Consider the following 23,748-nt stretch of genomic DNA (forward strand, 5'->3'; position numbering starts at 1 on the left):
ATGACCGACCGTCTCGAGATGCAGGACCCGCGCAGCCAATATCCACAGCCACCTTTTCCGCAGCAGCCGCAGGCCGCCCCAGGCGTTGCGCAGAAGATGGATCCGAAGCCCGATCATGGGGAAACGAGCTACGAGGGTTCGGGCAAGCTCAAGGGCCGAAAAGCGCTGATCACCGGCGGGGATTCCGGCATTGGGCGCGCGGCCGCCATTGCCTATGCGCGGGAAGGCGCTGACGTTGCCATCGGCTATCTGCCCAGCGAAGAAGCCGATGCCAAGGAAGTCATTGCCTTGATCGAAGCGGACGGCCGCAAAGCCCTCGCGCTGCCAGGTGACATCAAGGACGAGAGCTGGTGTCAGTCTATGGTGCAGCAGGCGGTCGAGGGCCTGGGAGGCCTCGATATTCTCGTCATCAATGCAGCGCGCCAGCAATATCGTGAGAGTATCGCGGAGCTGAGCTCAGATGATTTCGACCAGACGATGAAAACCAATCTCTATGCGCTGCACTGGACGGCCAAGGCAGCGACGCCACACCTGCCGCCGGGTGCTGCCGTGATCACCACGGCGTCGATCCAGGCCTATGACCCTTCGGCAATTCTCCTCGATTATGCCACGACGAAGGCTGGCATCGTCGCCTATACCAAGGCCCTGTCGCAGCAGCTCATCAAGAACGGTGTTCGCGCCAATGTCGTGGCGCCGGGACCGTTCTGGACAGTGCTGCAGCCGAGCGGCGGCCAGCCCTCCGAAAAGGTCGAAAAATTTGGTGAGCAAACCGATTTCGGTCGGCCCGGTCAGCCGGTCGAACTCGCGCCAATCTATGTTCTTCTTGCGAGCCAGGAAGGCAGCTACCTCAATGGCGAGGTTTTTGGCGCTGTCGGCGGTGGCGGCGTCGCCTGATTTCAGATCCATCCGTTTGGGGCCGCTGCTCGATGAGCAGTGGCCTTTTGGCGCTGCATGAGCTTTGCTCTGCCTGATGCTTCCTAACCAAAACCATAGGACATAACTTTGATAGACCAAATCTGGTCAACAGTTGTCAGCGAATTCTCGGATGTTCCGGACGTCTCCACTCTCACTCGCATCACGATGCGTCTGTTGATCGCCGCAATTCTGGGCGGTATTTTGGGGTATGAGCGGGAGCGGAAGGGCAGGAGTGCCGGCGTCAGAACGCATATGCTGGTCGCCGTTGGCGCGGCACTTTTCGTCATCGGGCCGACGCAAAGCGGCATGCCGATCGAGGATATGTCACGCGTCCTTCAGGGGATCATACAGGGTATCGGCTTTCTCGGCGCGGGCGCGATTATCGTGCGGGCAACGAAAAATCAGATCGAAGGTCTAACGACCGCCGCCAATATCTGGGCAACTGCGGGCATCGGCGTCATCGCCGGGCTAGGGCTCGAAGCCACGGCGGTGCTCTCGGCATTGATCATGCTGATCATTCTCGCCGTAGTGCCCAAGATCCTGCCGAGTAACTCGGCCCGCACCGACGACAAGTGAAGGCCATTCGCGAATGATCTACGGACCGTTGCGGTGTGCATCAGGTCGTTTGGGCGTGTTCATTTCGAAATGGCGAGCAAACAGGGCTGCGCCCAGGGCGATAACCGCCGAGGCCAGCATCATCAAAAGCAGGCCGGCCCGAGCATTGTCTTCAGTCAGAACGGCACCTGCGATCGCTGCCATAGCGGAGGCACCGGCCACGGTGATTGCGCCGGCGAGACCGGCTGCACTTCCTGTTTGGGTTGCGCGAACCGAAATTGCCGCAGCATTTGCACTGGGCTGCGTAAGTCCGTTCGATACGCCGACGAAAAGGCATGGCCCGAACAGTGTCATCACATTATCGATGCCAGAAAAATAAAGCGCGATGCCAGACGTGAGCCCGACACACGCCACACTTCTCCCTGCAATCAGCAATTTGGCCTGCGGAAATTTGCCCGCCAACCGTCCGGCCAGAAAACTGCCGAGCATGAAGCCGCCAGTAATTGAGCCTATGTAGAGACCTAAAACGACAGGTGACAAATTGAAGGCGGAAGCGGCGATTGGGGCGCCAGCGAGGAACACATAAAAAGCCCCAACAGAGAAAGCCATGCATAGGCAATACGCAATAAAGCGCCTGGACCCCAGCAGTGCGGGGTAGGACTTATATTGTGCCAGCATCGTTTGAGAACGTGACCGGTTTGTTTCGAATAGGTCGACCCAGCACAAAGCTAGGACCGCGCACCCAAGGAGCGCTAGGGCGTAGAAAGTAGCCCTCCAGCCAAACACCTGATCGATGATCCCGCCTACCGTGGGTCCGAGCATGGGTGCTATCGCCCAAGCCATGGCGATATACCCAAACTTACTTGCGGCCTGTTCCCGGCTGGTCGTGTCACGAACTGCCGCAAGTGACACCCCATAGGTTGGGGCGATCACTGCCTGCGCCATGCGGCAAGCGAGGAAAGTCCAGATATCCTGCGCTAAGGCGCTCCCGATTGTCGCGGCGATAAATACCCCTAGAGCACCGAGGATCACTGGCCGACGACCAAACCTGTCCGATAGCGGGCCGAGAACCAACTGAAGGGACGCTGATACAATTGCATAGGCCGCCAGCGAAAACCCGATCAGTCCATAATGGACGCCAAAGTCGGCCGCCATTTGGGGAAGAGATGGAAGAAAGACACTGAGCGGCAAGATGGCAAGTGCCGACAGGACGATCAATGTCGAGAGGCGAGGAGAAGCTGATGAATCCGGCATAAGCGGAGCCCGTTGCTGATGTGAAAAGCGAGGCAATAAAAAAGCCCCTCTGAGGGGCTGATTTTTCCGCGCATGGGGTGCTGTCGCCTGGCAGCTATACTGCCGTGCCCATGCGCGCGATTACTACGACCAGGCCGTTTCTCATCAACATGGAGCAATTGTTACGGCGTGTAGCAATGCGCGTCAATTCAACGTTTATGCGCAAGCCCTGAGAGTATCGCCGCGACAACCAGCGAACGACTCCAAGGAGCAGGTTGTGGACCCGCGGCTTTTTGCACCAGGTAGGCCTATCTGCGATCGGGTTTGGCTTACGGATCGCCAAAAAATTGAGATGGGATGGTGGAAGCTAAACACCATTGTCAGCCGATCGGACGCTAGCTGGAGCAGGCGAAATTTGCTACTCGCGCAGGTATCGAAGCGCTGCGTCGCCATCTAGATTTCACCGGAGAAGACAAATGAGCACAATTCTGAAGAGCCTGCCCAAGGGCGATAAGGTCGGCATCGCCTTTTCGGGTGGTCTCGACACGAGTGCAGCTCTGCTCTGGATGAAGCTCAAGGGCGCCAAGGTTTATGCCTATACCGCCAATCTCGGCCAGCCCGACGAGGCGGACTATGACGAGATCCCGCGCAAGGCCATGGATTTCGGTGCCGAGAATGCGCGTCTCGTCGATTGCCGCACGCAATTGGTTCATGAAGGCATTGCAGCGATCCAGGCAGGCGCCTTCCATGTCTCGACCGGCGGGCTGACCTATTTCAACACCACCCCGCTTGGTCGCGCTGTCACCGGCACAATGCTGGTCTCGGCGATGAAGGAAGACGGGGTCAATATCTGGGGTGATGGTTCGACCTTCAAAGGCAACGACATCGAGCGGTTCTACCGCTATGGCCTCCTCACGAACCCAAACCTGCGCATCTACAAGCCCTGGCTTGACCAGGAATTCATCGACGAGCTGGGCGGCCGGTCGGAAATGTCGGCGTTCCTGACGTCGAACGGTTTTGCCTACAAGATGAGCGCCGAAAAGGCCTATTCGACCGACAGCAATATTCTCGGCGCGACGCATGAAGCGAAGGACCTCGAGAGCCTCGATAGTGGGATCAAGATTGTCAGCCCGATCATGGGCGTGCCGTTCTGGCGCGACGATTGCGCGGTGAAGGCCGAGAAGGTCGTCGTCCGTTTCGTTGAAGGTCAGCCGGTGGCGCTCAATGGCCAGACGTTTACCGACCCTGTGGCTCTGCTGCTCGAGGCCAATGCTATTGGCGGCCGCCATGGCCTTGGTATGAGCGACCAGATCGAGAACCGCATCATCGAAGCCAAGAGCCGCGGCATCTACGAGGCGCCGGGCATGGCGCTGCTGCACATCGCCTATGAGCGTCTCGTGACCGGTATCCACAACGAGGACACCATCGAACAGTACCGGATCAACGGGTTGCGCCTCGGGCGTCTGCTCTACCAGGGCCGCTGGTTCGACTCGCAGGCCCTGATGCTGCGCGAGACCGCCCAGCGCTGGGTGGCCAATGCCATTACCGGCGAGGTGACGCTCGAACTGCGCCGCGGCAATGACTATTCGCTGCTCAACACCGAAAGCCCGAACCTGACCTATGCTCCAGAGCGGTTGAGCATGGAGAAGGTTGAGGATGCACCATTCTCCCCTGCCGATCGTATCGGCCAGCTCACCATGCGCAATCTCGACATTGCCGACACGCGGGCAAAACTGGACCTCTACTCCAAGACCGGCCTGATCTCGATTGGCGAAGGCGACGATATGTTCCGCCTGGAGAGCAGCAAGGACTGAAGCAGCGGAAGCCAATTCCCTCTTGGATCAAGTTTGCTCCCTGGCGCAGCGATAGCCTGCGCCAGGGACTTTTTTTGCTAGTAACCCAAAGCGACGGCGTCTGCGCCCGCGGGCATGCACATGGGTGCAGACGGATCGGTCGCGGCGCGCCAAACCGCCTCGACGACATTCGAAGACAGCGGCGCGATATGCTTTCCTGGCCGCGCGCGCGGCCGCGATCAGGAGTTTTAAGGGCATACAGCCAACATTCGCGCACACCACAGCGCCACAGATTTCGACGTTGAGGTGGCTGCCTTCCTGGGTGGCGAGGCGCACATAGATCAACCCAGTTTGACGGGCGGCCTCAGTCGGCCGAAACAGTCTAAGTGCTGAACTTTCCGGTCTTTTCGGATGGCTGGCCGCCGCCATCGTGCTCTCCTTGCAGCCATGACCAGTGAACACCCAGGTCAATCTCGAGGAGGACGGATCCGCTTCGAGCTCAAACACGCCAAAGGCGGGATTGTGGAACCAAGTGTCAGAGTTCAGACTTCATGTGTGTTGGCCTAACAGGACGAATCTCTTGAACGACATCAACGCGCAGGGCGCAGTCGACAAATTGCTCGACGCGCCTGACCTTGCGGATGCGCTCGGCAGCGACCGATTCCGCCATTTTCTCGATCACCTGCCGCTTGGCGTCGCCATCTCCGCATTGCAGCCCAACGAGCTAATTACCTATTTCAATGAAACGTTCGGCGCGCTGGTCGGGGTTGACGAGTCAATTCTTGGTAAGGAATGGGAAAGCCTGCCTGATTGCGCTCAGGCCGACGGCAGCAACGTCATGCTGTCAAAGATGGCAGTTTCGGGCGAAGACCATATTGGTGGGTTTCATTGCCGCAACGGCCACCATATCGAAGCCTGGACAAGCGTGATCGAAGACGATGATGGGACGAAGCGCTTTCGTCTTCTTGCCGTCGCGCCATTGCCTGGACGTACGGACGATCTCCTCAGCCAATTGCAGGAAAAGGACACGCTGCTGCGCGAGCTGCAGCACCGGGTCAAGAACAACCTGCAGATGATCACGGCACTTATCCGCCTCGAAGCGCGGCAGCTGCCAGATGACCATGGCGAGGCATTTCAGCGTTTGGCCGGACGGATAAATTCGCTCTCGCTGCTCTACACCGCGCTTTACGAGGAAAATACCGACGAGGGCATCGATCTCGGTGCCTATCTCAGCCAGGTGGCATCCGCCGTCATGGCGGCGCAGGCCTCGGAGGGCATTCGCCTCAATCTGCAGGTCGATAGCTGGCCTTGCTCGATCAATGTGGCAATGCCGACCGGGCTTGTCGTCAACGAGCTTATGACCAACGCACTCAAGCGCGCCTTTCCCGAAGGCCGCGGCGGGACGATCAAGGTGCATGCGCTGGTCGATGAGACCGGCTGCAAGGTGATCGTGGCCGATGATGGCGTGGGTTTGCCAGATGGGGCAACTTGGCCCAAGGATGGTAAGCTCAGTGCGCTGATCGTCCATACGCTCAAGGAAAATGCCGGGGCACGCCTCGATGTACGCTCGCGGCCCGATGAAGGTGTCACCGTGACGATTTTCTTCGCGAGGCGCCGGGCGGAGCCGGAAGCTGGGTGACGCTTACCACATGGTGGCTTTGGCGCGCTCGGGCCAGGCTTTGTCGTAGCTCTCCCCGCCCACTTCGTTTTTCGTCATGCCGGCGAGGATTTCGCCGGGAGTGGGGAGCGTAGTGGGGTCGATGTGGCGCGCCGGGTTCCAGAGTTCGGAGCGGATGATGGCGCGGGCGCACTGGAAGTAGAGTTCTTCGATATCGAGGACGATGACGGTGCGCGGGGCTTTTTCGTCGACGGCAAAGCTTTGAAGGAGGTCTGGATCGACCGAGAGATGCGCTTGGCCATTGACGCGCATTGTGGTGCCAGAGCCGGGGAGAAGAAACAGAAAGGCGCAGCGCGGATCGCGGACGATGTTGCGGAGGGAATCGATGCGGTTGTTGCCGCGCCGGTCGGGCATCATCAGGGTCTTGTCATCGGCTATACGGACGAAGCCGGCTTTGTCGCCGCGGGGGGAGCAATCGATCCCCTCGGGGCCGACGGTGGCGAGCGCGGCAAAGGGGCTCGCTTCAATCAGGCGCCTGTAATCAGGGGTCATCGTGTGGGCGACCTTGACGGTCGAGGCGGCGGCAGGGGCGGGCTGATAGAGCGCTTCGAGGGCGGCAATGTCCCTCACGATATGGTCGGACACGAAAACCTCAGGACGAAGACCCGCCGCCGGAACGGCAGATGAGCGGGCGGCAATGTGGGGTTGGTCAGCGCGATGTGATGGATCGCAATGCTGGCGAATGGACGTAACTAATCCTATATCTGCAGCAAATGACAGTGCGACAAAGGAGTGATGCCATGGATGCCCATGCCTTCCCGGTGACCCGGACCGATGCGGAATGGAAAGAGCGCCTGACGCCCGAGCAGTACTATATCATGCGCCAACACGGCACTGAACGGCCCGGCAGTTGCGCGCTGCTGCACGAAGAGCGCGAGGGGACCTTTTCCTGCGCGGGATGCGATACGCCGCTTTTTGGTTCGACGCTGAAATTTGAAAGCGGCACGGGCTGGCCGAGCTTCAATGACCCGCTGCCGGGATCGGTTGAAAGCACGATCGACCGCAGCCACGGCATGGTGCGCGAGGAAGTGCACTGCGCGACCTGCGGCAGCCATCTGGGGCATGTGTTCCCCGATGGTCCGCCCCCGACCGGGCGACGCTATTGCATCAATGGCGTGGCGCTGAATTTTACGCCGGCTTGAACGAACAGAACCCGCGGTGCGAGCCGCGGGTTTTTTGTTTTGGGGCTTTGGTTGTGGGCTCAAGTCCCGCGTGGTTTCGCGCGGCTCGTTGCAAGCGCTGCGATCGGGTCTTCTGGCCAGGGGTGGCGGGGATAGCGGCCTTTGAGCTCCTTGACCACGTCTTTCCAGCTGCCGCGCCAGAAGCCGGGGAGGTCGCGAGTTGTCTGGATCGGGCGGTGGGCGGGGGAGAGCAGCACCAGCAAGAGCGGAATGCGGCCATTGGCGATGCTGGGGTGGCGGTCGAGGCCGAACAGTTCCTGAACGCGGATTTCGAGAGCGGGGCCGTTTTCGGCCGCGTAATCGATGGGGAGGTGACTGCCCGAGGGCGCGGTAAAGTGGCTGGGGAGGAGTTTTTCGATCTCTTGCTTTCTGGCCCAGGGTAGGAGGCCATCGAGCGCTTGGCCGAAATGGTCGGCGGAGATGGCGCTGAGTTTTGTTTCGCCAAGGATATGAGGGGTGAGCCAGGCTGGGTCGCTGGCGAGAGCCGCGTCGGATAGGTCGGGCCACTCTTCGCCGAGGGTTTGGCGCAAAAAGCTGGCGCGGGCGCGGAGGGCTTTTTGGTCCTTGGTCCAGGGCAAGGTGTCAGGCCGTTTGACGGCGGCCTCGGCGAGGAGGGTGGCGGCTTTTTCGAGATCGGTGACGGGGGCGGGTTCGTCCGCGAGGCGCAGGGCATCGAGGCGGCGCTGGCGGCGGGCGCGGACCGCGCCGGAGGCGGGGTCGAAGGTGAGCGTCGTTTCACTCGTGATGTGATGACCGAAGAGCGCGTCGAGATCGGCGGGGTCGAGCGCAGCGGCGGAGCGGATGCGGCCTTGGGTGGCGCTGCCGGTGACGTCGGCGACGACGAGGAAGGGCGCGCCGGCGAGGGCGTGGGTTTCATCGAGCTGCGCCTGGCGGCCATTGGCGAGGCGGAAGCGGCCGCGGGGACCGGCGGGCTGGGCGACGCGATCGGGGAAAGCGCGGGCGAGGTGATGGCCGGGGTCGCGCGGCTCGTCATTCCGTCCACCCGCGAGCTTGGCCCAGCGCGATGCAAGGGTGCGGGCATCGTCGGCGCGGCGGGAGCGATCGGTGCGGAAGCGATCGAGGCGGCGGGCGAGGTCGATGTCGTCGCCGCCAAGTCCTCGCTCGCCGATCAGCACGGCGAGTCCTGCCGCGGTTTTCGCATCCCCGTCTTCCGCGCCAGCAACGACCATATGGGCGAGGCGCGGATGGAGCGGCAGTTTAGCGAGGGCTTTGCCAGCGGGGGTCAGACGGCCATCTGTATCGATGGCTTCGAGCCGGGTGAGAAGGGCCTTGGCTTCCTTCCAGGCGGGCGGGGGCGGTGCATCGAGAAAGGCGAGCGTGGCGGGATCGGCGACGCCCCAGGCCGCGAGATCGAGCACGAGGCTTGAGAGGTCGGCGGCGAGGATTTCGGGCGTGTCGAAGGCTTCTAGGGCCGAAGTTTGGCCTTCGTTCCAGAGGCGGATGGCAATGCCCGGCGCGGTACGGCCGGCACGACCGCGCCGCTGATCGGCGGCGGCACGGGAGACGCGCTGGGTGGCAAGGGTCGTGAGGCCTGTCGCCGGTTCATAGACAGGCACGCGGCGGAAGCCGGCATCGATAACGATGCGCACGCCTTCGATAGTGAGGGAGGTTTCGGCGATCGAGGTGGCGAGGACGACCTTGCGGCGGCCTGCCGGAGCAGGCTGGATGGCGGCGTCCTGCTCGGCCGGCGTCAACTGGCCGTAAAGCGGTGCGAGGTCGGTGTCTTGCGGCAGGCGGCCGGCGAGGCGCTCGGCGGTGCGGGTGATTTCGCCTTGGCCCGGCAGGAAAACGAGTACCGAGCCCTCATGCTCGCGAAGGGCGCGGAGCACGGATTTAGTGACTTGGTCTTCGAGCCGCTCCAATGGATCGGGCTCGGCATAGATGGTTTCGACGGGAAAGGTCCGGCCGGGGCTATCGATGACCGGGGCGCCATCAAGGAGTGCGGCGACGCGGGCGCCATCGATGGTGGCGGACATGACGAGGAGCCTTAGATCGGGGCGGAGGGCACGGGCGTCGAGCGCCAAAGCAAGGCCAAGATCGGCATCGAGGCTGCGCTCGTGGAATTCGTCGAAGATGACGGCGGCCGTGCCGCTCAGTTCCGGATCGTCCTGCAGCATGCGGGTAAAGACGCCCTCGGTGACGACCTCGATGCGGGTTTTGGCCGAGATTTTGGATTCCATGCGAACGCGATAGCCGACCGTGTCCCCGACAGTTTCGCCGAGAAGTTTTGCCATCTGGCGGGCGGCGGCGCGGGCGGCGAGGCGGCGGGGTTCGAGGACGATGATGCGGCCATCGCCGCGCCAGGGTGCATCGAGGAGCGCCAATGGCACGCGTGTCGTCTTGCCGGCGCCGGGCTGGGCGACGAGCACGGCGCTGGTTCCGTTGGCGAGGGCATCGGCCAAGGCGGGCAGGGCAGCATCGATGGGCAGCGGCGGCAAGATCATGAGCGGTCCTTTACCCGCTGCTTACTCGGCCCCTGCTAATCACTCAAGATATCGCTCTACAGTGGTTTCCTCGATCCTCTTCGCAGGCTAGGGTCCGCTGCCCAATCCAAAGCTTCCGGAGGACGCATGCAACTCACTCGAATCAGCAATAGTGAGCTGACCGTTGACGTGGCCGCGCTCGGCGCGGAGATGCAGTCGCTCTCGACCCATGATGGGCGAAATTGGCTCTGGAGCGGGGACGCGACCTATTGGACCGGCCGTTCGCCGATCCTCTTTCCGATGGTCGGGCGCGCACCGATGGATGTGATCAGCGTTGGCGACAAGCGCTATCAGATGGGCCAGCATGGCTTTGCACGACGCAGCGCCTTTACGCTCATCGAAGAATGGCGCGAGCACTGCACCTATCGGCTGGAAGCCTCCGAAGCGACCAAGGCCATGTTCCCATTTGATTTCCGGCTCGATGTCGAGCACCGGCTCGAGGGGCGCGCTGTGATCGTCACCGCGACCGTGACCAATCTTGACAAGACGGTCATGCCCTATGGCGTCGGGTTTCACCCCGCCTTTGCCTGGCCGCTGCCGGGTGCCGAAGGCAAGGGGCATACGGTGACGCTTGATAATGGCGGCGAACCCTCGCTGTTTCAGCTTTCCGGCGGCCTCGTTAATCGCGAGCCACAGACCTCGCCGTTCAAGGCCGGGACGCTGGCGCTCGATGATGCTGATTTTTCAAAGGATGCGCTGCTGTTTCCAGATGGGGCCGGCGCTGGTTTGACCTATGGCGCCCCCGGCGGCCCGGCGGTGCGGATGTCCTGGGAAAACCTCCCGAACTTTGCGCTCTGGACCAAGCCGGGGGCTGGGTTCATTTGCCTTGAGCCGTGGCATGGAACTGCGGCTGAGGTTGGCGGCAGTGACGAATTGGAAAAACGGCCGTTTACCGCGCTGCTCGGGCCAGGGGCAGAGGCGAAGTACTCGTTCCGGGCGGAGTTGGTGGGGTAGGCTGGTCGAGGGAAGTCAGCCCAACCTGGATGTCATCCCGGACCTGAGCCGGGATCCATCTTAAGATGTCAGGATGGGCCCCGGCTTTCGCCGGGGTGACGGCAGGTGGACTGGGCGGCCGAGGTGACGGAGGCTTAAGAGCCTATTCCGCCGCGCCGCGTTCGTCTTCCAACATATCCGGACCTGCCGGATCGCCGGGGGCTGTTTCGGCGCCGAGGTCGGGGAAGGCGGCGATGCGCTGGTTGCGGAAGTCGGTGCGGATGACGATGAGGCCGCGCTCTTCGAACCAGGTGAGAAGGCGCCGGGCGCGGCTGGTCGAATGCGTGCCGTAGAGCCGGGCGATGGTCGCGTCGGACGGGCAGGGCGCGCCGGTGAGCGCCGCTTGGGCGACGACTAGGAAAACACCTTGCACGTCATCGGTGAGCGTTTCGGACAGTGACAGAGCCTGCTGCCAGCCGTCGGACGACGCGGTCGCTTCATCGGGCGAAACGCGCGCGACGGCGAGAAGGCGCTTGAAGGCGGGCAGGGCTGGCGGCTCGCCCGGCACGCGGCGAATGCGACAGCGGACCAGAAAATCCTGATAGAGCTGGGCCGTGTTGCGGAAACCGGCATCGGGATCGCTCATCAGTTCGGTCATCACCGTCTTGATGGTTTCCTCGCGTTCGGCCTCATCGATCTCGGGGAAAAGCGTCGTCGGCTCCGGCTCGCGTTCGGCGCGGGCGCGCGCCACCTGGGCGAGGAGATCGTTGGTCGAGGGCGGTGGCGGCGGAGGCGGGCGACGCACGACGGGGCGGGCGAGCTCGTCCGGATCCATGGTGAAGATCAGGTCTGCAGCATCGACCGGCGCCTCGGGGAGCGGGGTCAGTTTTGGGCTCGTCGAGCGCGCGGAGGTTTCGACGGGTCCGATGATCACCGGCAGGGGGCGACGTGAAATTGCGGGGCCGAGAGCGACGAAATGGCCGCGCGCGAGATCGCGAAATTGCTCGGCCTGGCGGCGGTCCATGCCGAGGAGATCGGCGGCGCGGGCCATGTCGATATCGAGGAAGGTGCGCCCCATCAGGAAATTCGAGGCCTCGGCGGCGACGTTCTTGGCCAGCTTGGCGAGGCGCTGGGTGGCGATGACGCCGGCAAGGCCGCGCTTGCGGCCGCGGCACATGAGATTGGTCATGGCGCCGAGCGAGACTTTGCGCGCTTCGTCGGAGACTTCGCCGGCAGCGGCGGGGGCAAAGAGCTGGGCTTCGTCGACGACGACGAGTACCGGGTACCAGAAATCGCGATCGGCATCGAACATGCCACCGAGGAAAGCGGCTGCGGCGCGCATCTGCTGCTCGGCGTCGAGGCCTTCGAGATTGACGACGACCGAAACACGATGCTGGCGCACGCGATTGGCGATGCGCGTCAATTCGGCTTCGCTGCGGGTCGCATCGACAACGAGATGGCCGAACTTGTCGGCCAGGGTGACGAAATCACCCTCGGGATCGATGATGCATTGCTGCACCCAGGGCGCGGATTGCTCGAGGAGGCGGCGCAAAAGGTGGGATTTGCCGGACCCGGAATTGCCTTGGACCAGAAGACGGGTGGCCAGCAATTCCTCGAGATCCATCTGGGCAGTGCCGGCACCCCGGGCCTCGCCCATATCGATAGCAACCTGCATCACAACTCCCGCACACGCGAAAACAGAGTTTAGCACGTTCGGTCGCCGATTCGGCAAAGTGGCCGTTCAATTCACAGGTGGTTTATGCCAAGTGTGCCGGCTTGCGGGCGATGACGAAGAGCGCGGCCTTCCTGGTTGGCTGCCACTGATGCTCCGCGATGAAGCCAGGTTGAGTGATGGCATCAAGCAACTGGCGTGAACTCATCGCATCGAGATAGGGCAGAAAACTCAGATTGAGCCGGTTTGCCAGAGGGGCGACAAGGCCAAGAGCGGGCACCATCTCGCGAATGCAGGCCGTGCTCGAAACGAAATAACCGCCGGGCTTGAGCGCGGCGAAAACCTTGGCGATCGCCGCACTCTTATTGGGCAGGAGATGTAGTACGGAGAGGGCGAGCACCATGTCGAGGCTCTGGGGCTTCAGGTCCACGGTTTCAATGGCGCCCTGTTCGAAGCTGACATTGGTAATGCCGGCAGTACGCGCCTTGTTCTCGGCGATCTCGATCATGCGGGCAGAAAAATCCACGGCACGGATATGGCGGACATGGGGCGCGTGGAGCAGTGCCGTTGAGCCGGTCCCGCAGCCGAATTCGAACAGCTCCATGTCTGGTCGCAGCAGCTGCTGCGTGGCGGCGACCTTGGTCTGATAGGCAGCTTCGTCGGCAATGGGTGAGGCCGCATACCGTTCGGCGGTTCGATCCCAGAAAACAGCTGATGCGGGCATGGTCCTGCTCCTTGATGCAAGAACACTAGCCTCCAAAAGTGAGGAACAAAATTGCAGAAACGGGCAGTACTGTTATACATAAATTCATGGATTATCGCGCCGATATCGACTGGAATCAGATGCGTGCCCTGCTGGCGACGGTCGAGGCCGGGTCGCTTTCGGCAGCCGCGCGTAAACTTGGCCTAACCCAGCCCACGCTTGGACGGCAGGTCGCCGCGCTTGAAAAGTCGCTCGGTGTCACGCTGTTTGAGCGGGCAGGGCGCAACCTGATCTTGACGCAAGCTGGGCGCGAACTGATCGGACCACTGCAGCGCATGGGCGAAGCGTCGGCCGCAGTGGCGCTTGTCGCGTCCCGGCAGTCGCAGGTGGTGGAAGGGCTGGTGCGGATCACGACGAGCGACGTCTATGCGCAGTTCGTCCTGCCGCCCGTGCTTGAGAAGATCAGGCGCGTGGCGCCGGGGCTCGTCATCGATGTTCTGGCGTCCAATGAGGTGGAAGATCTCATCCGCCGGCGGGCCGATATTGCTATTCGCCATGTCCCGCCTAGCGAACCGGAGGTGATCGCGCGGCGCCTTCCCGATGCGATGGCGCGAATTTATGGAACCGAAAAGTCTGTGACGGGACTTGCCCAGCCAGTCGGTTCAGAAACCTTGAGCACAGCCGAGTTTATTGGCTTTAGCGAAAGCATCCCGGTGCTGATAGGCGAGTTGCGGCGACACGGTATCAATGTTTCCGAGGCGAATTTTCCGCTGATGACCAATAGCGGCATCGTCGCCTGGGATTGGGTGCGTCGCGGACTGGGGCTCGGGGTCATGATGGAAACAGTCGCCCGCATCACCCCAGGCGTCGTCGATGCCTGGCCCGACTTTGCCGGCGTGCCGGTGCCGACTTGGCTCGCGACGCACCGGGAATTGCGCACGGCGCGTCGTATCCGCGTCGTGTTCGACGCTTTGGCCGAGGGCCTTGGCCATTGGCATCATCCACCACTGAATTGACAAGCGCCGAGAATTGCCCGCCTTGTATGGAAGCTGTCGGGCTCCAAAAAACTGTGGACGGCGACGCGGACATGGAGCCAATGGCTGCTTTACGGCCCATGGTCGAAAAAGAAGGAAACGTTGAGCCATGGCAGCTTTGTTGGAGCATACCCAGGAAACCATCGCCATGCGCGTCGTCGATGCCTTGCGCGACGACATCATCACCATGTCGCTCAAGCCTGGCGATGTGATTTCCGAGAGTGATATCGCGGCGCGCTATGGCGTCTCAAGACAGCCCGTGCGTGAGGCATTCATTCGATTGGCGCAGCAGGGCTTGCTGCTAATCCGGCCCAAGCGGGCGACGGTGGTAAAGAAGATATCGCCCGATGGCGTGCGGCAATCGCGCTTTATCCGTGAGAGCATCGAGGTCGAGATCATTCGCCGGGTGGCTGGTCAGCCGACGGACGATGCGGCCGATGTGCTGACGACGCTGATCGCCGATCAGGAAGCGGCCTCGGCAGCCAATGATTCGAGGCGTTTTCATACTCTCGACGAGCTTTTTCATCGCACGCTGGCGCGTCTGGCGGGTGTCGAATATGCGTGGCAGTTGATCGACGATCACAAGATGCAACTCGACCGCGTGCGCTACCTGACGCTCGGCGTCTCCTCGACGCAACGGGCTATTGCAGAGCACAAAGACATCGCCCAGGCCGTGGCCAAGGCCGATCCGGCAGCGGCGGAGAAAGCCATGCGGGCGCATCTGGCGCGCGCCGAACTGCTGCTCAATCAGACGATCAGCGATTTTCCGGACTTTTTCGAATAGGGCTGGATCAACGGGTGTTTCGCGCCCGTTGCTATTCATTGCCTTGTTTTCGAGCCCTTTTGGCGCCGAAAGGTGCTAAGCGGGCGCAAGACATCATGCGCCTGGGCGTGACAGACTTTTGGGGAGCTGCGGTATGAAAACGCGGATTTTGGGCAAGACGGGTTACGAAGTCAGCGAAATCGGTCTCGGCTGCTGGCAGTTGGGCGGCGATTTCGGGCCAGTGGGCGACGAAGCGGCTGGTGAAATTCTCGACGCCGCCAATGCGGCCGGGATCAATTTTTGGGATACGGCCGACGTTTATGGTGGCGGTCTCTCCGAAAGCCGCATCGGCGCCCATGCCAAGGCACCTGGCGTGCATGTTGCGACCAAACTCGGGCGCTCTGGATCGCTTTTCCCGAACAAATATTCCAAGGACAAGGTGCGCGAGAGCCTTATTGGCTCCGCCGAGCGCCTCGGCGTTTCGAGCCTTGATCTCGCGCAGCTCCATTGCGTGCCGACCAGCGTCTTGCAGGATGGCGAAATCTTTGCCTGGATGGACGAATTTAAGGCCGAAGGTCTCGTGCGCCATTGGGGTGCAAGCGTCGAGACGATCGAAGAAGGCCTGATCTGCCTTGAACAGCCGGGATGCGCCACCCTGCAGATCATCTTCAATCTCTTCCGTCAGGACGCCGCGGAAAAGCTTCTGCCGCGGGCAGCCGAAAATAATGTCGGCATCATAGTCCGCCTGCCGCTGGCCAGCGGACTGCTGAGCGGCAAGTTCGACAAGAACACTACGTTCGATTCCACTGATCACCGTAGCTACAATCGCGATGGCGAGGCCTTCTCGGTCGGCGAGACTTTTTCGGGCATCAAATTCGAGCGCGGCATCGAACTGGTGCAGGAATTGAAGGGCCTCGCGCCCGAGGGCGTGCCGATGAGCCAATTTGCCCTGCGGTGGATTCTTGATCACCCGCAGGTGTCGACGATCATCGCCGGCGTCTCGAAGCCCGCGCAGATTGCCGACAATGTCGCGGCTTCCGAGCGCAAGAGCCTCTTCCCGGCGCTGATGAACCAGCTCGGCGACTGGTACGAAAAGACCGTGAAGCCGGAAATCCGCGGCGGGGTTTGAGCCCCGCCGTTTCCAAACTCGTCACTCGCAGGTCTTGGGCAGGATCGCTTCCAATTCGCCGCTTGCCGGTTTTAGCTCGCCGCTTTCGATGTGGAGGGGCTGATAGGGCGGGGCGTCCTGCACGGTGGGTTGGGCGAGGCGCAAGGTATAGCAGCCGGTGAATTGGGTGTGCTTGCCGGCGCCGTCGACGGCATCGATGGCGACGGGAAGCTTGTAATAGGTGCTGCCTGCCGCGCCTTCTTCGGTTTCCTCGCCGGTCAGCAGAGTGACGAATTCGGTGTTGGCGTAGCCTTTCTTGAAGGTCTCGTAATCGGCCTTGGCCGTTTCGTCCTCGGCCGAGGCGACGGTGTTCGAGGCATAGTATGACCAAGCGCGGAGATATTCCTTGCGGTCGATGGCGTTGTAGAGCGACTGGATCAAGGCGGTCGCGCTGGAGCGGTCGTCCTGGTAGGTGGGACTTTCCTGCGCAACGGCGGCTGTCATGGATATTCCGGCGAGGGCCAAGGCCAGAGTTGCAAAAACTTTCATCGCGCATCCTCCAAAGATGTCTCACGGCCTTGCGACCGGGGTAGCGAAACAGCCAACGGCTAACTAGGTTATGCGGCAACAACAAGAAATTGAGAGTGCTCTCATGGCTTCCTCCCATCCCGCTTTCGAACTGGTGCGCGACGAAAAAGTTGCCGAGATCAATTCGCAGGCGCAGCTGTTTCGGCACAAGAAGACCGGGGCGGAGGTTTTGAGCCTCGTCAACGAAGACGAGAACAAGGTCTTTGGCATTACCTTCAAGACGCCGCCGGAGGATTCGACCGGGATCGCGCATATTCTCGAGCATTCGGTGCTCTGCGGGTCGCGAAAGTATCCGGTGAAGAAGCCCTTCGTGGAATTGTTGAAGGGGTCGATGCACACCTTCCTCAATGCCATGACTTTTCCGGACAAGACGGCCTATCCGGTGGCAAGCGCCAACCTCAAGGACTTTTACAACCTTGTAGACGTTTATCTCGACGCGGTGTTTTTCCCGCTCCTGACGGAAGACACGTTCGAGCAGGAAGGCTGGCATTATGAACTCGAAAGCGCGGATGCGCCGCTCGTTTATAAGGGCGTCGTCTTCAACGAGATGAAGGGCGTCTTTTCCTCGCCTGACTCGGTGATGCACGACCAGACGCAGCGCGCGCTTTATCCCGATACGACCTATGGCAAATCCTCGGGCGGCGACCCCAAGGATATTCCGGCGCTCACCTATGAGCAGTTCAAGCGCTTCCATCAGAAATTCTATCACCCCTCCAATGCCCGCGTGGTGTTTGCCGGCGACGACGCGCCGGAAAAGCGGCTCGCCATTCTCGATGAGGTGTTCAGCCAGTTCGACGCCGCGCCAGTCGATGCAGAGGTAAAACTGCAGCCGCGCTGGAATGCGCCGCGGCAGGTGAGCGGCACCTATGCCGGCCCGATCGACCCGGAAAAGCGCCGCGATGGCATGGTCAGCGTCAATTGGATGATCGATCCGCCGGAGGGCCGCGAGGAAACGCTGAGCCACGGTATTCTAAGCTATTTGCTGGCCGGGAACTCTGCCGCGCCGCTGCGCAAGAAGCTCACCGAAAGCGCGATCGGCGAGAGCATGCTGGGCGGCGGGATATCCACCTGGCTGAGGCAGCCCATGGCAGGCTTCGGGCTCAAGGGGATCGACCCTGCCGACGCGGAAAAGGTCGAAAAACTCATTCTCGATACGCTGGCCGAATTGGCGGAAACTGGCTTTTCCGAGGAGCAGCGAGAAGCGGCGCTCAATACGTTCGAGTTTCATCTACGCGAGCAGAACACCGGCGGCCAGCCGCGGGGCATGAGCTATATGTTCACAGCGCTCGGGGCGTGGCTGCATGGCGGCGATCCGCTGGCGCCGCTGACTTTCGAGACCGCGCTTGAAGATCTGAAGCAGAAGGCTGGTCAGGGGCATTTCGAGCGTGAAATCCGCCGGCTGTTCCTCGACAATCCGCATCGCGTCACCTCGAAAATCGAAGCCGATCCGGAAAAGGGCGCCCGCGAGGCGAAGGCCGAGGACGACAAGCTTGCCGCTGTGCGTGCTGCCATGGACGATGCGGCGATCAAGGCGACGCAGGATCGTACCGAGCGGCTCAAAGCCCTGCAGGAAGAGGTCGATCGGCCGGAAGATCTTGCGAAGATTCCGACGCTGACGCTGGGCGATCTCGACCGCGAAATTCGCACCATACCGACCGACGAGAGCGATCTGGTGGGGGCGCGGTTCCTGCACCACGATTTGCCGACCCTTGGGATTTTGTATCTCGATCTTGGCTTTGATCTGAAGGTTCTAGGCGCGGATCTGCTGCCCTATCTGCCGCTCTTTGGCAGGGCATTGCTGCAGACCGGGACGAGCAAGGAAGATTTTGTCAGCCTGACCCAGCGCATTGGCCGAACGACGGGCGGCATTGCCCAGCATCGGAGCCTGGCGACCAAACTCGACGATGGCGGCACAGCGGCCTGGTTCTTCCTCTCGGGCAAATCGGTGCCCGGCAAGTTCGGCGATATGCTCGAGATCATGAGCGATGTGTTGCTCGATGCGCGGCTTGATAATCGCGATCGCATTCGCCAGATGGCGCTCGAGGAAAAGGCGGGCTTTGAGGCTCGCATGATCCCAGCCGGCAATTCCATTGTGGACACGCGCCTCAAGGCGGGGCTGACGGAAGCAAGCTGGGTCGCCGAACAATTGGGCGGTATCAGCTATCTCCAGTTCCTGCGTAACCTCGTCAAGCGCATCGATAGCGATTGGGAGAGCGTTGAAGCGCGCTTCCGCCAGATCCGCGACACGCTGTTCAACCGCGGCCGCATGGTCGTCAATCTGACCGCCGATAGCAGCCTGCTTGGTGACGCGAAGTCTTCACTCCAAAGCTTTGTGTCGGGCCTGCCCCAGCGGGACACGGCTGAACAGGGTTGGGGCTTTGTTGCCGCGCCCAAATCCGAGGGGCTCGTCATCCAGGCACAGGTGAATTATGTCGGCAAGGGCGCCAATCTCAAGGCGCTGGGCTATGAGACGTCCGCTGCTTCGGCGGTGGTGCTGCGCTTCCTGAACACCACCTATCTCTGGGACAAGGTGCGCGTGCAGGGTGGGGCCTATGGCGGATCGAGCCGCTTCGATCTCTCCTCGGGCAATTTTGCCTTCCTCTCCTATCGCGACCCGAACCTCTTGAAGACCCTCGATGTCTACGATGGCGCCGCGAAAGCGCTGCGCGCCGGGATTGGCGAGACCGATCTGACGCGTTCGATCATCGGCGTTATCGGCGACAGCGATCGGCCCGAATTTGTTGATGCCAAGGGCTATTCGGCCATGTGGCGGCTTCTTACAGGCACGACCGACGCGATCCGCCAGCAGCGGCGCGATGAAATCCTCGGCACCAGCAATGCCGATTTTCTGGCGCTGGCAGAGGCGGTCGAAGCAATCCGCGACAAGGGCCATGTGGTGGTCCTCGGCGGGGAAGCGGCGATCAGTGCTGCCAATGACAAGCGGCCTGGCCTGCTTGAAGTGACCAAGGTTCTCTAAAGCGCTGCCCGGAGCGCCGCATTCCTGTGCGGCGTTGCCCTTTCCAAAGGGAAAGGGTGGGACGATGAGCGACGAGGGCACACTCGGCCGCCTTGTGCGCAAGGTCGACGAGAGAGCAAAGGCAGGTGAGGCCGTTTCGATCGGCCTCATCCAGGAGATCGCCGGTCAACGCGCGGCCGGGCCGATGCTGCTCATTCCGGCGCTGATCGTCATTTCTCCGCTCAGCATCATTCCGGGTCTGCCGACGATGATCGGGCTCAACACCATCCTCGTCGCCGGGCAGATCGTTCTCGGGCGCGATCGGATCTGGCTGCCAAAGTGGCTGCGCGTGCGGTGCATTTCGGCCAAGCATGCTGAAAAGCTCTTGAAGTTTCTGCGGCCGGTGAGCCGCAAGGTCGATGGTGTCGTCAAGCGTCGGGCCAAGGTGCTGACCTCCATGCCGATGCGGCGGATCGGGGCGGCGGTCTGCGTGCTCGTCGGCATGATCATGCCGCTCCTGGAATTTATCCCGTTTACCTCGACCTGGGCGGCGACGATCATCGCGGTCTATGCGTTGGCGATTACCGCGCGCGATGGGTTTTTGGCGCTGGCCTGGATGGGGCTGGTGGGCGGTGCGGTGACAATCGCACTGGCCTTATTGACCTGAGAAGCAATCAATCCGGCCAGATGTCATCTCGGCCTTGAGCCGGGATCCATCTTGAGATCTGGAGATGGCCCGGCCTTCGCCGCAGTGACAATCGAGCGCTGGGAAAGTGCAGGTGACCTACCGGGTTAGTGCCCCAGGCCCTTGACGATATCTTCCGTAACCTTCTTGGCGTCGCCAAAAAGCATCATCGTGTTGTCGCGGAAGAACAGTTCGTTCTGGACGCCGGCATAGCCGGCTGCCATGCCGCGCTTGATGAAGAGCACGGTGCCGGCATCTTCGACATTGAGCACGGGCATGCCGTAGATCGGTGACGTCTTGTCGGTCTTTGCGGCGGGATTGGTCACGTCATTAGCGCCGATGACGAAGGCGACGTCGCTCTGGGCGAATTCGGAGTTGATGTCTTCCAGCTCGAAAACTTCGTCATAGGGGACGTTGGCTTCGGCGAGGAGCACGTTCATGTGGCCGGGCATGCGACCGGCGACCGGGTGGATGGCGTATTTGACTTCGACGCCTGCGGCTTTGAGAAGGTCCGCCATTTCGCGCAAGGCGTGCTGGGCCTGGGCGACGGCCATGCCATAGCCGGGGACGATGATGACTTTGCCCGCATTTTTCATCAGGAAGGCCGCGTCTTCGGCAGCACCCTGTTTGACCGGGCGATCTTCTTCGGCCCCACTGGCAGCAGCGGCGCTATCGCCCCCAAAACCGCCGAGGATGACCGAGATGAAGCTGCGGTTCATCGCCTTGCACATGATGTAGGAGAGGATGGCGCCGGATGAGCCGACCAATGCGCCGGTGATGATGAGCGCGGTATTGCCAAGGGTAAAACCGATGCCCGCGGCGGCCCAGCCGGAATAGGAATTGAGCATGGAGACGACGACGGGCATGTCGGCGCCGCCGATCGGGATGATCATCAACCCGCCGAGAACGAGGGCGAGCAGGGTAATCAGCCAGAAGAGCGCGGGATTAGCCGTGACGGTAAAGGCCCAGACAAGCGCCAGCAGCACTATGGCGAGGACGATGTGGATGAGATGACGCGCGGGCAGAATGATCGGCTTGCCGCTCATATTGCCATTTAGCTTGGCGAAGGCGATGACCGAGCCGGTGAAGGTAAAGGCGCCGATGGCGACGCCGATCGACATTTCGATGAGGGCTTGGGCGTGGATGGCGCCGATGGCGAGGCCGGTCAGCGGATCGATCTCGATGATACCAAAGGCTTCGGGGGCATAGAGGGCAGCAGCGGCGACGAAGACGGCGGCGAGGCCGACGAGCGAGTGGAAGGCGGCGACAAGCTGGGGCATGTCGGTCATCTTCACTTCGCGCGCGATATAGGCGCCGATGCCGCCACCGAGGCCAAGGCCACCGATGATGAGGAGCCAGCTGACCCAATCGTTGGGCGCGGCGACGAGAAGCGTCGTGACCACGGCGATGGCCATGCCAACCATGCCATAGAGATTGCCCTGGCGGGCGGACGAAGGGCTCGACAGGCCGCGCAGCGCGAGGATGAAGAGCACGCCGGAGACGAGATAGAAGATGGCGGCGATATTGGCATCGATCATGACCGTCAGCCCTTCTTCTTGTACATCGCCAGCATGCGCTGGGTGACGAGGAAACCGCCAAAGATGTTCACGCTGGCAAAGACCAGCGCGATGAAGCCGAAGAGTTTGCTGACCCAGCTTGCGTCCGTCGCGAGATGCACGCCGACGGCGAGCAAAGCGCCGACGACGATTACGGAGGAAATGGCATTGGTGACGCTCATCAGCGGGGTGTGCAGCGCCGGGGTGACGCTCCAGACGACGAAATAGCCCACAAAGATGGCGAGGACGAAAATGGCGAGGCGGAAGGTGAAGGGGTCGATGGCGCCGCCGAGCGCCCCATGGGCGATGGCGGTGGTGGTGTCGGCGATCGCGCCTGCAGTCGTTTCCATTTAGAGTTCCCCCTCCGGCTTGACGATGGGCCGCCTTGTGGCGGGCTTTTTCTTGGGCGCAGGATTTGCCGCGTCGGGTGTCAAAGCAACTGCGGCGGCCTTGCGGGCGACGGCTTTCTTGGCGGCGGGTTGCGAGCCGGCAGGGGCAATGGCTTCGGGGGCGATCGTTGCCGCCGCCTTTTTGCGCGGGACAGGCTTTGCCATGGGCTCGTCAGCTAGGACCGCGACGGGCCTGGCTTTTGCTACCGCCGGCTTGCGCGGCGCGCCGGCTTTGATCGGCGCATCCTTGGCCACCAGTTTCCGGCTTGGCGTTTTTGGTTCTGGCGCGGCTACGGCGACCGGTTCAGCGGAGGCGGCAGGTGTCGCCGTGACTGTGGTTGCGAAATTGGGATGCACCACGGCGCCATCGCGGGTCAGGACCGTCGCCTTGACCAATTCGTCGTCCCAGTTGATCGCGAGTTTCTTCTCTGTCTTGTCGATCAGGGTTTCGATGAAGGAGAGAAGATTTTTGGCATAGAGCTGGCTGGCGGTTGTCGGAATGCGGCTCGCGAGATTGGTGAAACCGAGGATTTTGACGCCCTTATGCTCGACGATCTCGTCGGCGCGGGTGAGTTCGACATTGCCGCCACGCTCGGCGGCGAGATCGACGATGACAGAACCGGGCGCCATGCTTTCAACCATGGCGGCGGTGACGAGCTTGGGCGCCGGGCGGCCGGGAATGAGGGCCGTGGTAATGACGATGTCTTCCTTGGCGATGTGGCCGGCGACGAGTTCTGCCTGGGCTTGGCTTTCGGCCAAGGTCAGCTCGCGCGCATAGCCGCCGGTGCCGGAGGCATCTTTGAGCGCGTCGGTCATGATGAATTTTGCGCCGAGCGAACCAACCTGTTCGGCGGCGGCAGCGCGGACGTCGGTCGCTGACACTACGGCGCCAAGACGCCGCGCGGTGGCAATGGCCTGGAGGCCGGCAACGCCGGCACCCATGACAAAAGCCTTGGCAGGGCGAACGGTGCCAGCGGCAGTCATCATCATCGGCAAGGCGCGCTCGAAATACGCGGCAGCTTCGATAACGGCCTGATAGCCGGCGAGATTGGCCTGGGAGGAGAGGATGTCCATGACCTGCGCGCGGGTGATGCGCGGCATGAATTCCATCGCAATGGCAGTGACGCCAGCCCCGGCGAGGGCGGCGATCTCGGCCTCATGGCCGTAGGGGTCGAGGCTCGCGATCAGAAGCGCGCCGGGATTGGCTCCAGCGAGAGCTGCGGCCGCTGGGCGGCGCACTGCAAGGATCAAGTCGGCCTGCCAGACGGCTTCTTTCGCCGATGCGGCTATCGCGGCGCTGGCTTGAGCATATTGATCGTCGCTGATGCGGGACTTGCTTCCCGCACCGGTCTCGATGCTCACATTGGCACCGAGCCCGATCAGTTTGGCGACGGTCTCTGGCGTCGCGGCGACGCGGCTTTCGCCTGTCGCCGTTTCCCGCAGAATCGCAAGTTTCATGAAAATCTCCTCCCGCCTGCCAGGCGGGCAGGCAATTCCATGGC

Annotated in this window: 20 protein-coding genes and 1 pseudogene; 11 read left to right on the forward strand and 10 right to left on the reverse strand. The window is 61.9% G+C overall.

What is annotated here, in order from left to right; genetic code table 11:
* Positions 1 to 894 carry an SDR family oxidoreductase gene (locus tag ASE94_RS03315; RefSeq protein ID WP_062629195.1) on the forward strand — a complete coding sequence of 298 codons (894 nt, stop codon included), beginning with the start codon at positions 1 to 3 and terminating at the stop codon, positions 892 to 894.
* Positions 895 to 1,002: 108 nt separating this feature from the next.
* Positions 1,003 to 1,491, forward strand: coding sequence for an MgtC/SapB family protein (locus ASE94_RS03320; RefSeq protein ID WP_062629196.1), 489 nt, complete (start codon positions 1,003 to 1,005; stop codon positions 1,489 to 1,491).
* 18 nt (positions 1,492 to 1,509) lie between these two features.
* Here ASE94_RS03320 and ASE94_RS03325 read toward each other — a convergent pair whose 3' ends face one another.
* Complete coding sequence (locus ASE94_RS03325; protein ID WP_062629197.1) at positions 1,510 to 2,724, reverse strand: multidrug effflux MFS transporter; 1,215 nt, start codon at positions 2,722 to 2,724, stop codon at positions 1,510 to 1,512.
* Positions 2,725 to 3,179: 455 nt separating this feature from the next.
* On the opposite strand from ASE94_RS03325, the gene argG reads away from it, so the two are divergent.
* On the forward strand, positions 3,180 to 4,517 hold the full coding sequence (gene argG / locus ASE94_RS03330; RefSeq protein ID WP_062629198.1) for an argininosuccinate synthase: 1,338 nt from the start codon (positions 3,180 to 3,182) through the stop codon (positions 4,515 to 4,517).
* Positions 4,518 to 4,594: 77 nt separating this feature from the next.
* Here the strand turns inward: argG and ASE94_RS21420 are convergent.
* A pseudogene (locus ASE94_RS21420) lies at positions 4,595 to 4,687 on the reverse strand (short-chain dehydrogenase/reductase); the annotation flags it as partial.
* Positions 4,688 to 5,076: 389 nt separating this feature from the next.
* Between ASE94_RS21420 and ASE94_RS03335 the strand changes: the two are divergent.
* Positions 5,077 to 6,135, forward strand: a complete 1,059-nt coding sequence (locus ASE94_RS03335; RefSeq protein WP_062629199.1) for a sensor histidine kinase — start codon at positions 5,077 to 5,079, stop codon at positions 6,133 to 6,135.
* A 3-nt stretch (positions 6,136 to 6,138) separates the two neighbouring features.
* On the opposite strand, the gene ASE94_RS03340 is transcribed toward ASE94_RS03335, so the two are convergent.
* Positions 6,139 to 6,747, reverse strand: a complete 609-nt coding sequence (locus tag ASE94_RS03340; RefSeq protein WP_156351824.1) for a pyridoxamine 5'-phosphate oxidase family protein — start codon at positions 6,745 to 6,747, stop codon at positions 6,139 to 6,141.
* Positions 6,748 to 6,914: 167 nt separating this feature from the next.
* Between ASE94_RS03340 and msrB the strand changes: the two genes are divergently transcribed.
* On the forward strand, positions 6,915 to 7,316 hold the full coding sequence (msrB, locus tag ASE94_RS03345) for a peptide-methionine (R)-S-oxide reductase MsrB (protein ID WP_061909514.1): 402 nt from the start codon (positions 6,915 to 6,917) through the stop codon (positions 7,314 to 7,316).
* A gap of 59 nt (positions 7,317 to 7,375) precedes the next feature.
* Here msrB and hrpB read toward each other — a convergent pair whose 3' ends face one another.
* Positions 7,376 to 9,820 carry an ATP-dependent helicase HrpB gene (hrpB, locus tag ASE94_RS03350; protein ID WP_062629201.1) on the reverse strand — a complete coding sequence of 815 codons (2,445 nt, stop codon included), beginning with the start codon at positions 9,818 to 9,820 and terminating at the stop codon, positions 7,376 to 7,378.
* 126 nt (positions 9,821 to 9,946) lie between these two features.
* On the opposite strand from hrpB, the gene ASE94_RS03355 reads away from it, so the two are divergent.
* On the forward strand, positions 9,947 to 10,813 hold the full coding sequence (locus tag ASE94_RS03355) for an aldose 1-epimerase family protein (protein ID WP_061909510.1): 867 nt from the start codon (positions 9,947 to 9,949) through the stop codon (positions 10,811 to 10,813).
* Between the two features lie 142 nt (positions 10,814 to 10,955).
* On the opposite strand, the gene ASE94_RS03360 is transcribed toward ASE94_RS03355, so the two are convergent.
* Positions 10,956 to 12,467 (reverse strand): ATP-binding protein, encoded by a 1,512-nt coding sequence (locus tag ASE94_RS03360; RefSeq protein ID WP_062629202.1) that lies wholly within the window; start codon positions 12,465 to 12,467, stop codon positions 10,956 to 10,958.
* Positions 12,468 to 12,549: 82 nt separating this feature from the next.
* Positions 12,550 to 13,188: a class I SAM-dependent methyltransferase gene (locus ASE94_RS03365; protein ID WP_062629203.1), complete on the reverse strand. Its 639-nt coding sequence runs from the start codon at positions 13,186 to 13,188 to the stop codon at positions 12,550 to 12,552.
* An 86-nt stretch (positions 13,189 to 13,274) separates the two neighbouring features.
* Between ASE94_RS03365 and ASE94_RS03370 the strand changes: the two genes are divergently transcribed.
* The 3 genes from ASE94_RS03370 (at position 13,275) to ASE94_RS03380 (ending at position 16,093) form a co-directional block, all read left to right on the forward strand.
* Complete coding sequence (locus ASE94_RS03370) at positions 13,275 to 14,183, forward strand: LysR family transcriptional regulator (protein ID WP_062629204.1); 909 nt, start codon at positions 13,275 to 13,277, stop codon at positions 14,181 to 14,183.
* A gap of 127 nt (positions 14,184 to 14,310) precedes the next feature.
* Entirely contained in the window at positions 14,311 to 14,985 is a 675-nt protein-coding gene (locus ASE94_RS03375; RefSeq protein WP_062629205.1) for a GntR family transcriptional regulator, read from the forward strand.
* A 133-nt stretch (positions 14,986 to 15,118) separates the two neighbouring features.
* Entirely contained in the window at positions 15,119 to 16,093 is a 975-nt protein-coding gene (locus ASE94_RS03380; protein WP_061909500.1) for an aldo/keto reductase, read from the forward strand.
* A 21-nt stretch (positions 16,094 to 16,114) separates the two neighbouring features.
* Here the strand turns inward: ASE94_RS03380 and ASE94_RS03385 are convergent, their stop codons facing one another.
* Positions 16,115 to 16,621, reverse strand: a complete 507-nt coding sequence (locus ASE94_RS03385; protein ID WP_244483941.1) for a hypothetical protein — start codon at positions 16,619 to 16,621, stop codon at positions 16,115 to 16,117.
* 103 nt (positions 16,622 to 16,724) lie between these two features.
* Between ASE94_RS03385 and ASE94_RS03390 the strand changes: the two genes are divergently transcribed.
* Both ASE94_RS03390 and ASE94_RS03395 read left to right on the forward strand, forming a co-directional pair.
* Positions 16,725 to 19,637, forward strand: a complete 2,913-nt coding sequence (locus tag ASE94_RS03390) for an insulinase family protein (RefSeq protein WP_062629207.1) — start codon at positions 16,725 to 16,727, stop codon at positions 19,635 to 19,637.
* 64 nt (positions 19,638 to 19,701) lie between these two features.
* Complete coding sequence (locus ASE94_RS03395) at positions 19,702 to 20,283, forward strand: exopolysaccharide biosynthesis protein (RefSeq protein WP_062629208.1); 582 nt, start codon at positions 19,702 to 19,704, stop codon at positions 20,281 to 20,283.
* A gap of 125 nt (positions 20,284 to 20,408) precedes the next feature.
* On the opposite strand, the gene ASE94_RS03400 is transcribed toward ASE94_RS03395, so the two are convergent.
* Genes ASE94_RS03400 through ASE94_RS03410 form a run of 3 tightly spaced genes read right to left on the reverse strand, consistent with a single transcriptional unit; the run spans position 20,409 to position 23,704 of the window.
* Positions 20,409 to 21,836: an NAD(P)(+) transhydrogenase (Re/Si-specific) subunit beta gene (locus ASE94_RS03400; protein WP_156351826.1), complete on the reverse strand. Its 1,428-nt coding sequence runs from the start codon at positions 21,834 to 21,836 to the stop codon at positions 20,409 to 20,411.
* A gap of 8 nt (positions 21,837 to 21,844) precedes the next feature.
* The gene (locus ASE94_RS03405; RefSeq protein WP_062629210.1) at positions 21,845 to 22,207 is read right to left on the reverse strand and encodes a proton-translocating transhydrogenase family protein; all 363 of its coding nucleotides are present in this window, start codon (positions 22,205 to 22,207) and stop codon (positions 21,845 to 21,847) included.
* Positions 22,208 to 23,704, reverse strand: a complete 1,497-nt coding sequence (locus ASE94_RS03410; protein WP_062629211.1) for a Re/Si-specific NAD(P)(+) transhydrogenase subunit alpha — start codon at positions 23,702 to 23,704, stop codon at positions 22,208 to 22,210.
* Positions 23,705 to 23,748 lie beyond the last annotated feature (44 nt).

Origin of the sequence: Devosia sp. Leaf64 (assembly GCF_001421945.1) — a bacterium.
Taxonomy (GTDB): domain Bacteria; phylum Pseudomonadota; class Alphaproteobacteria; order Rhizobiales; family Devosiaceae; genus Devosia.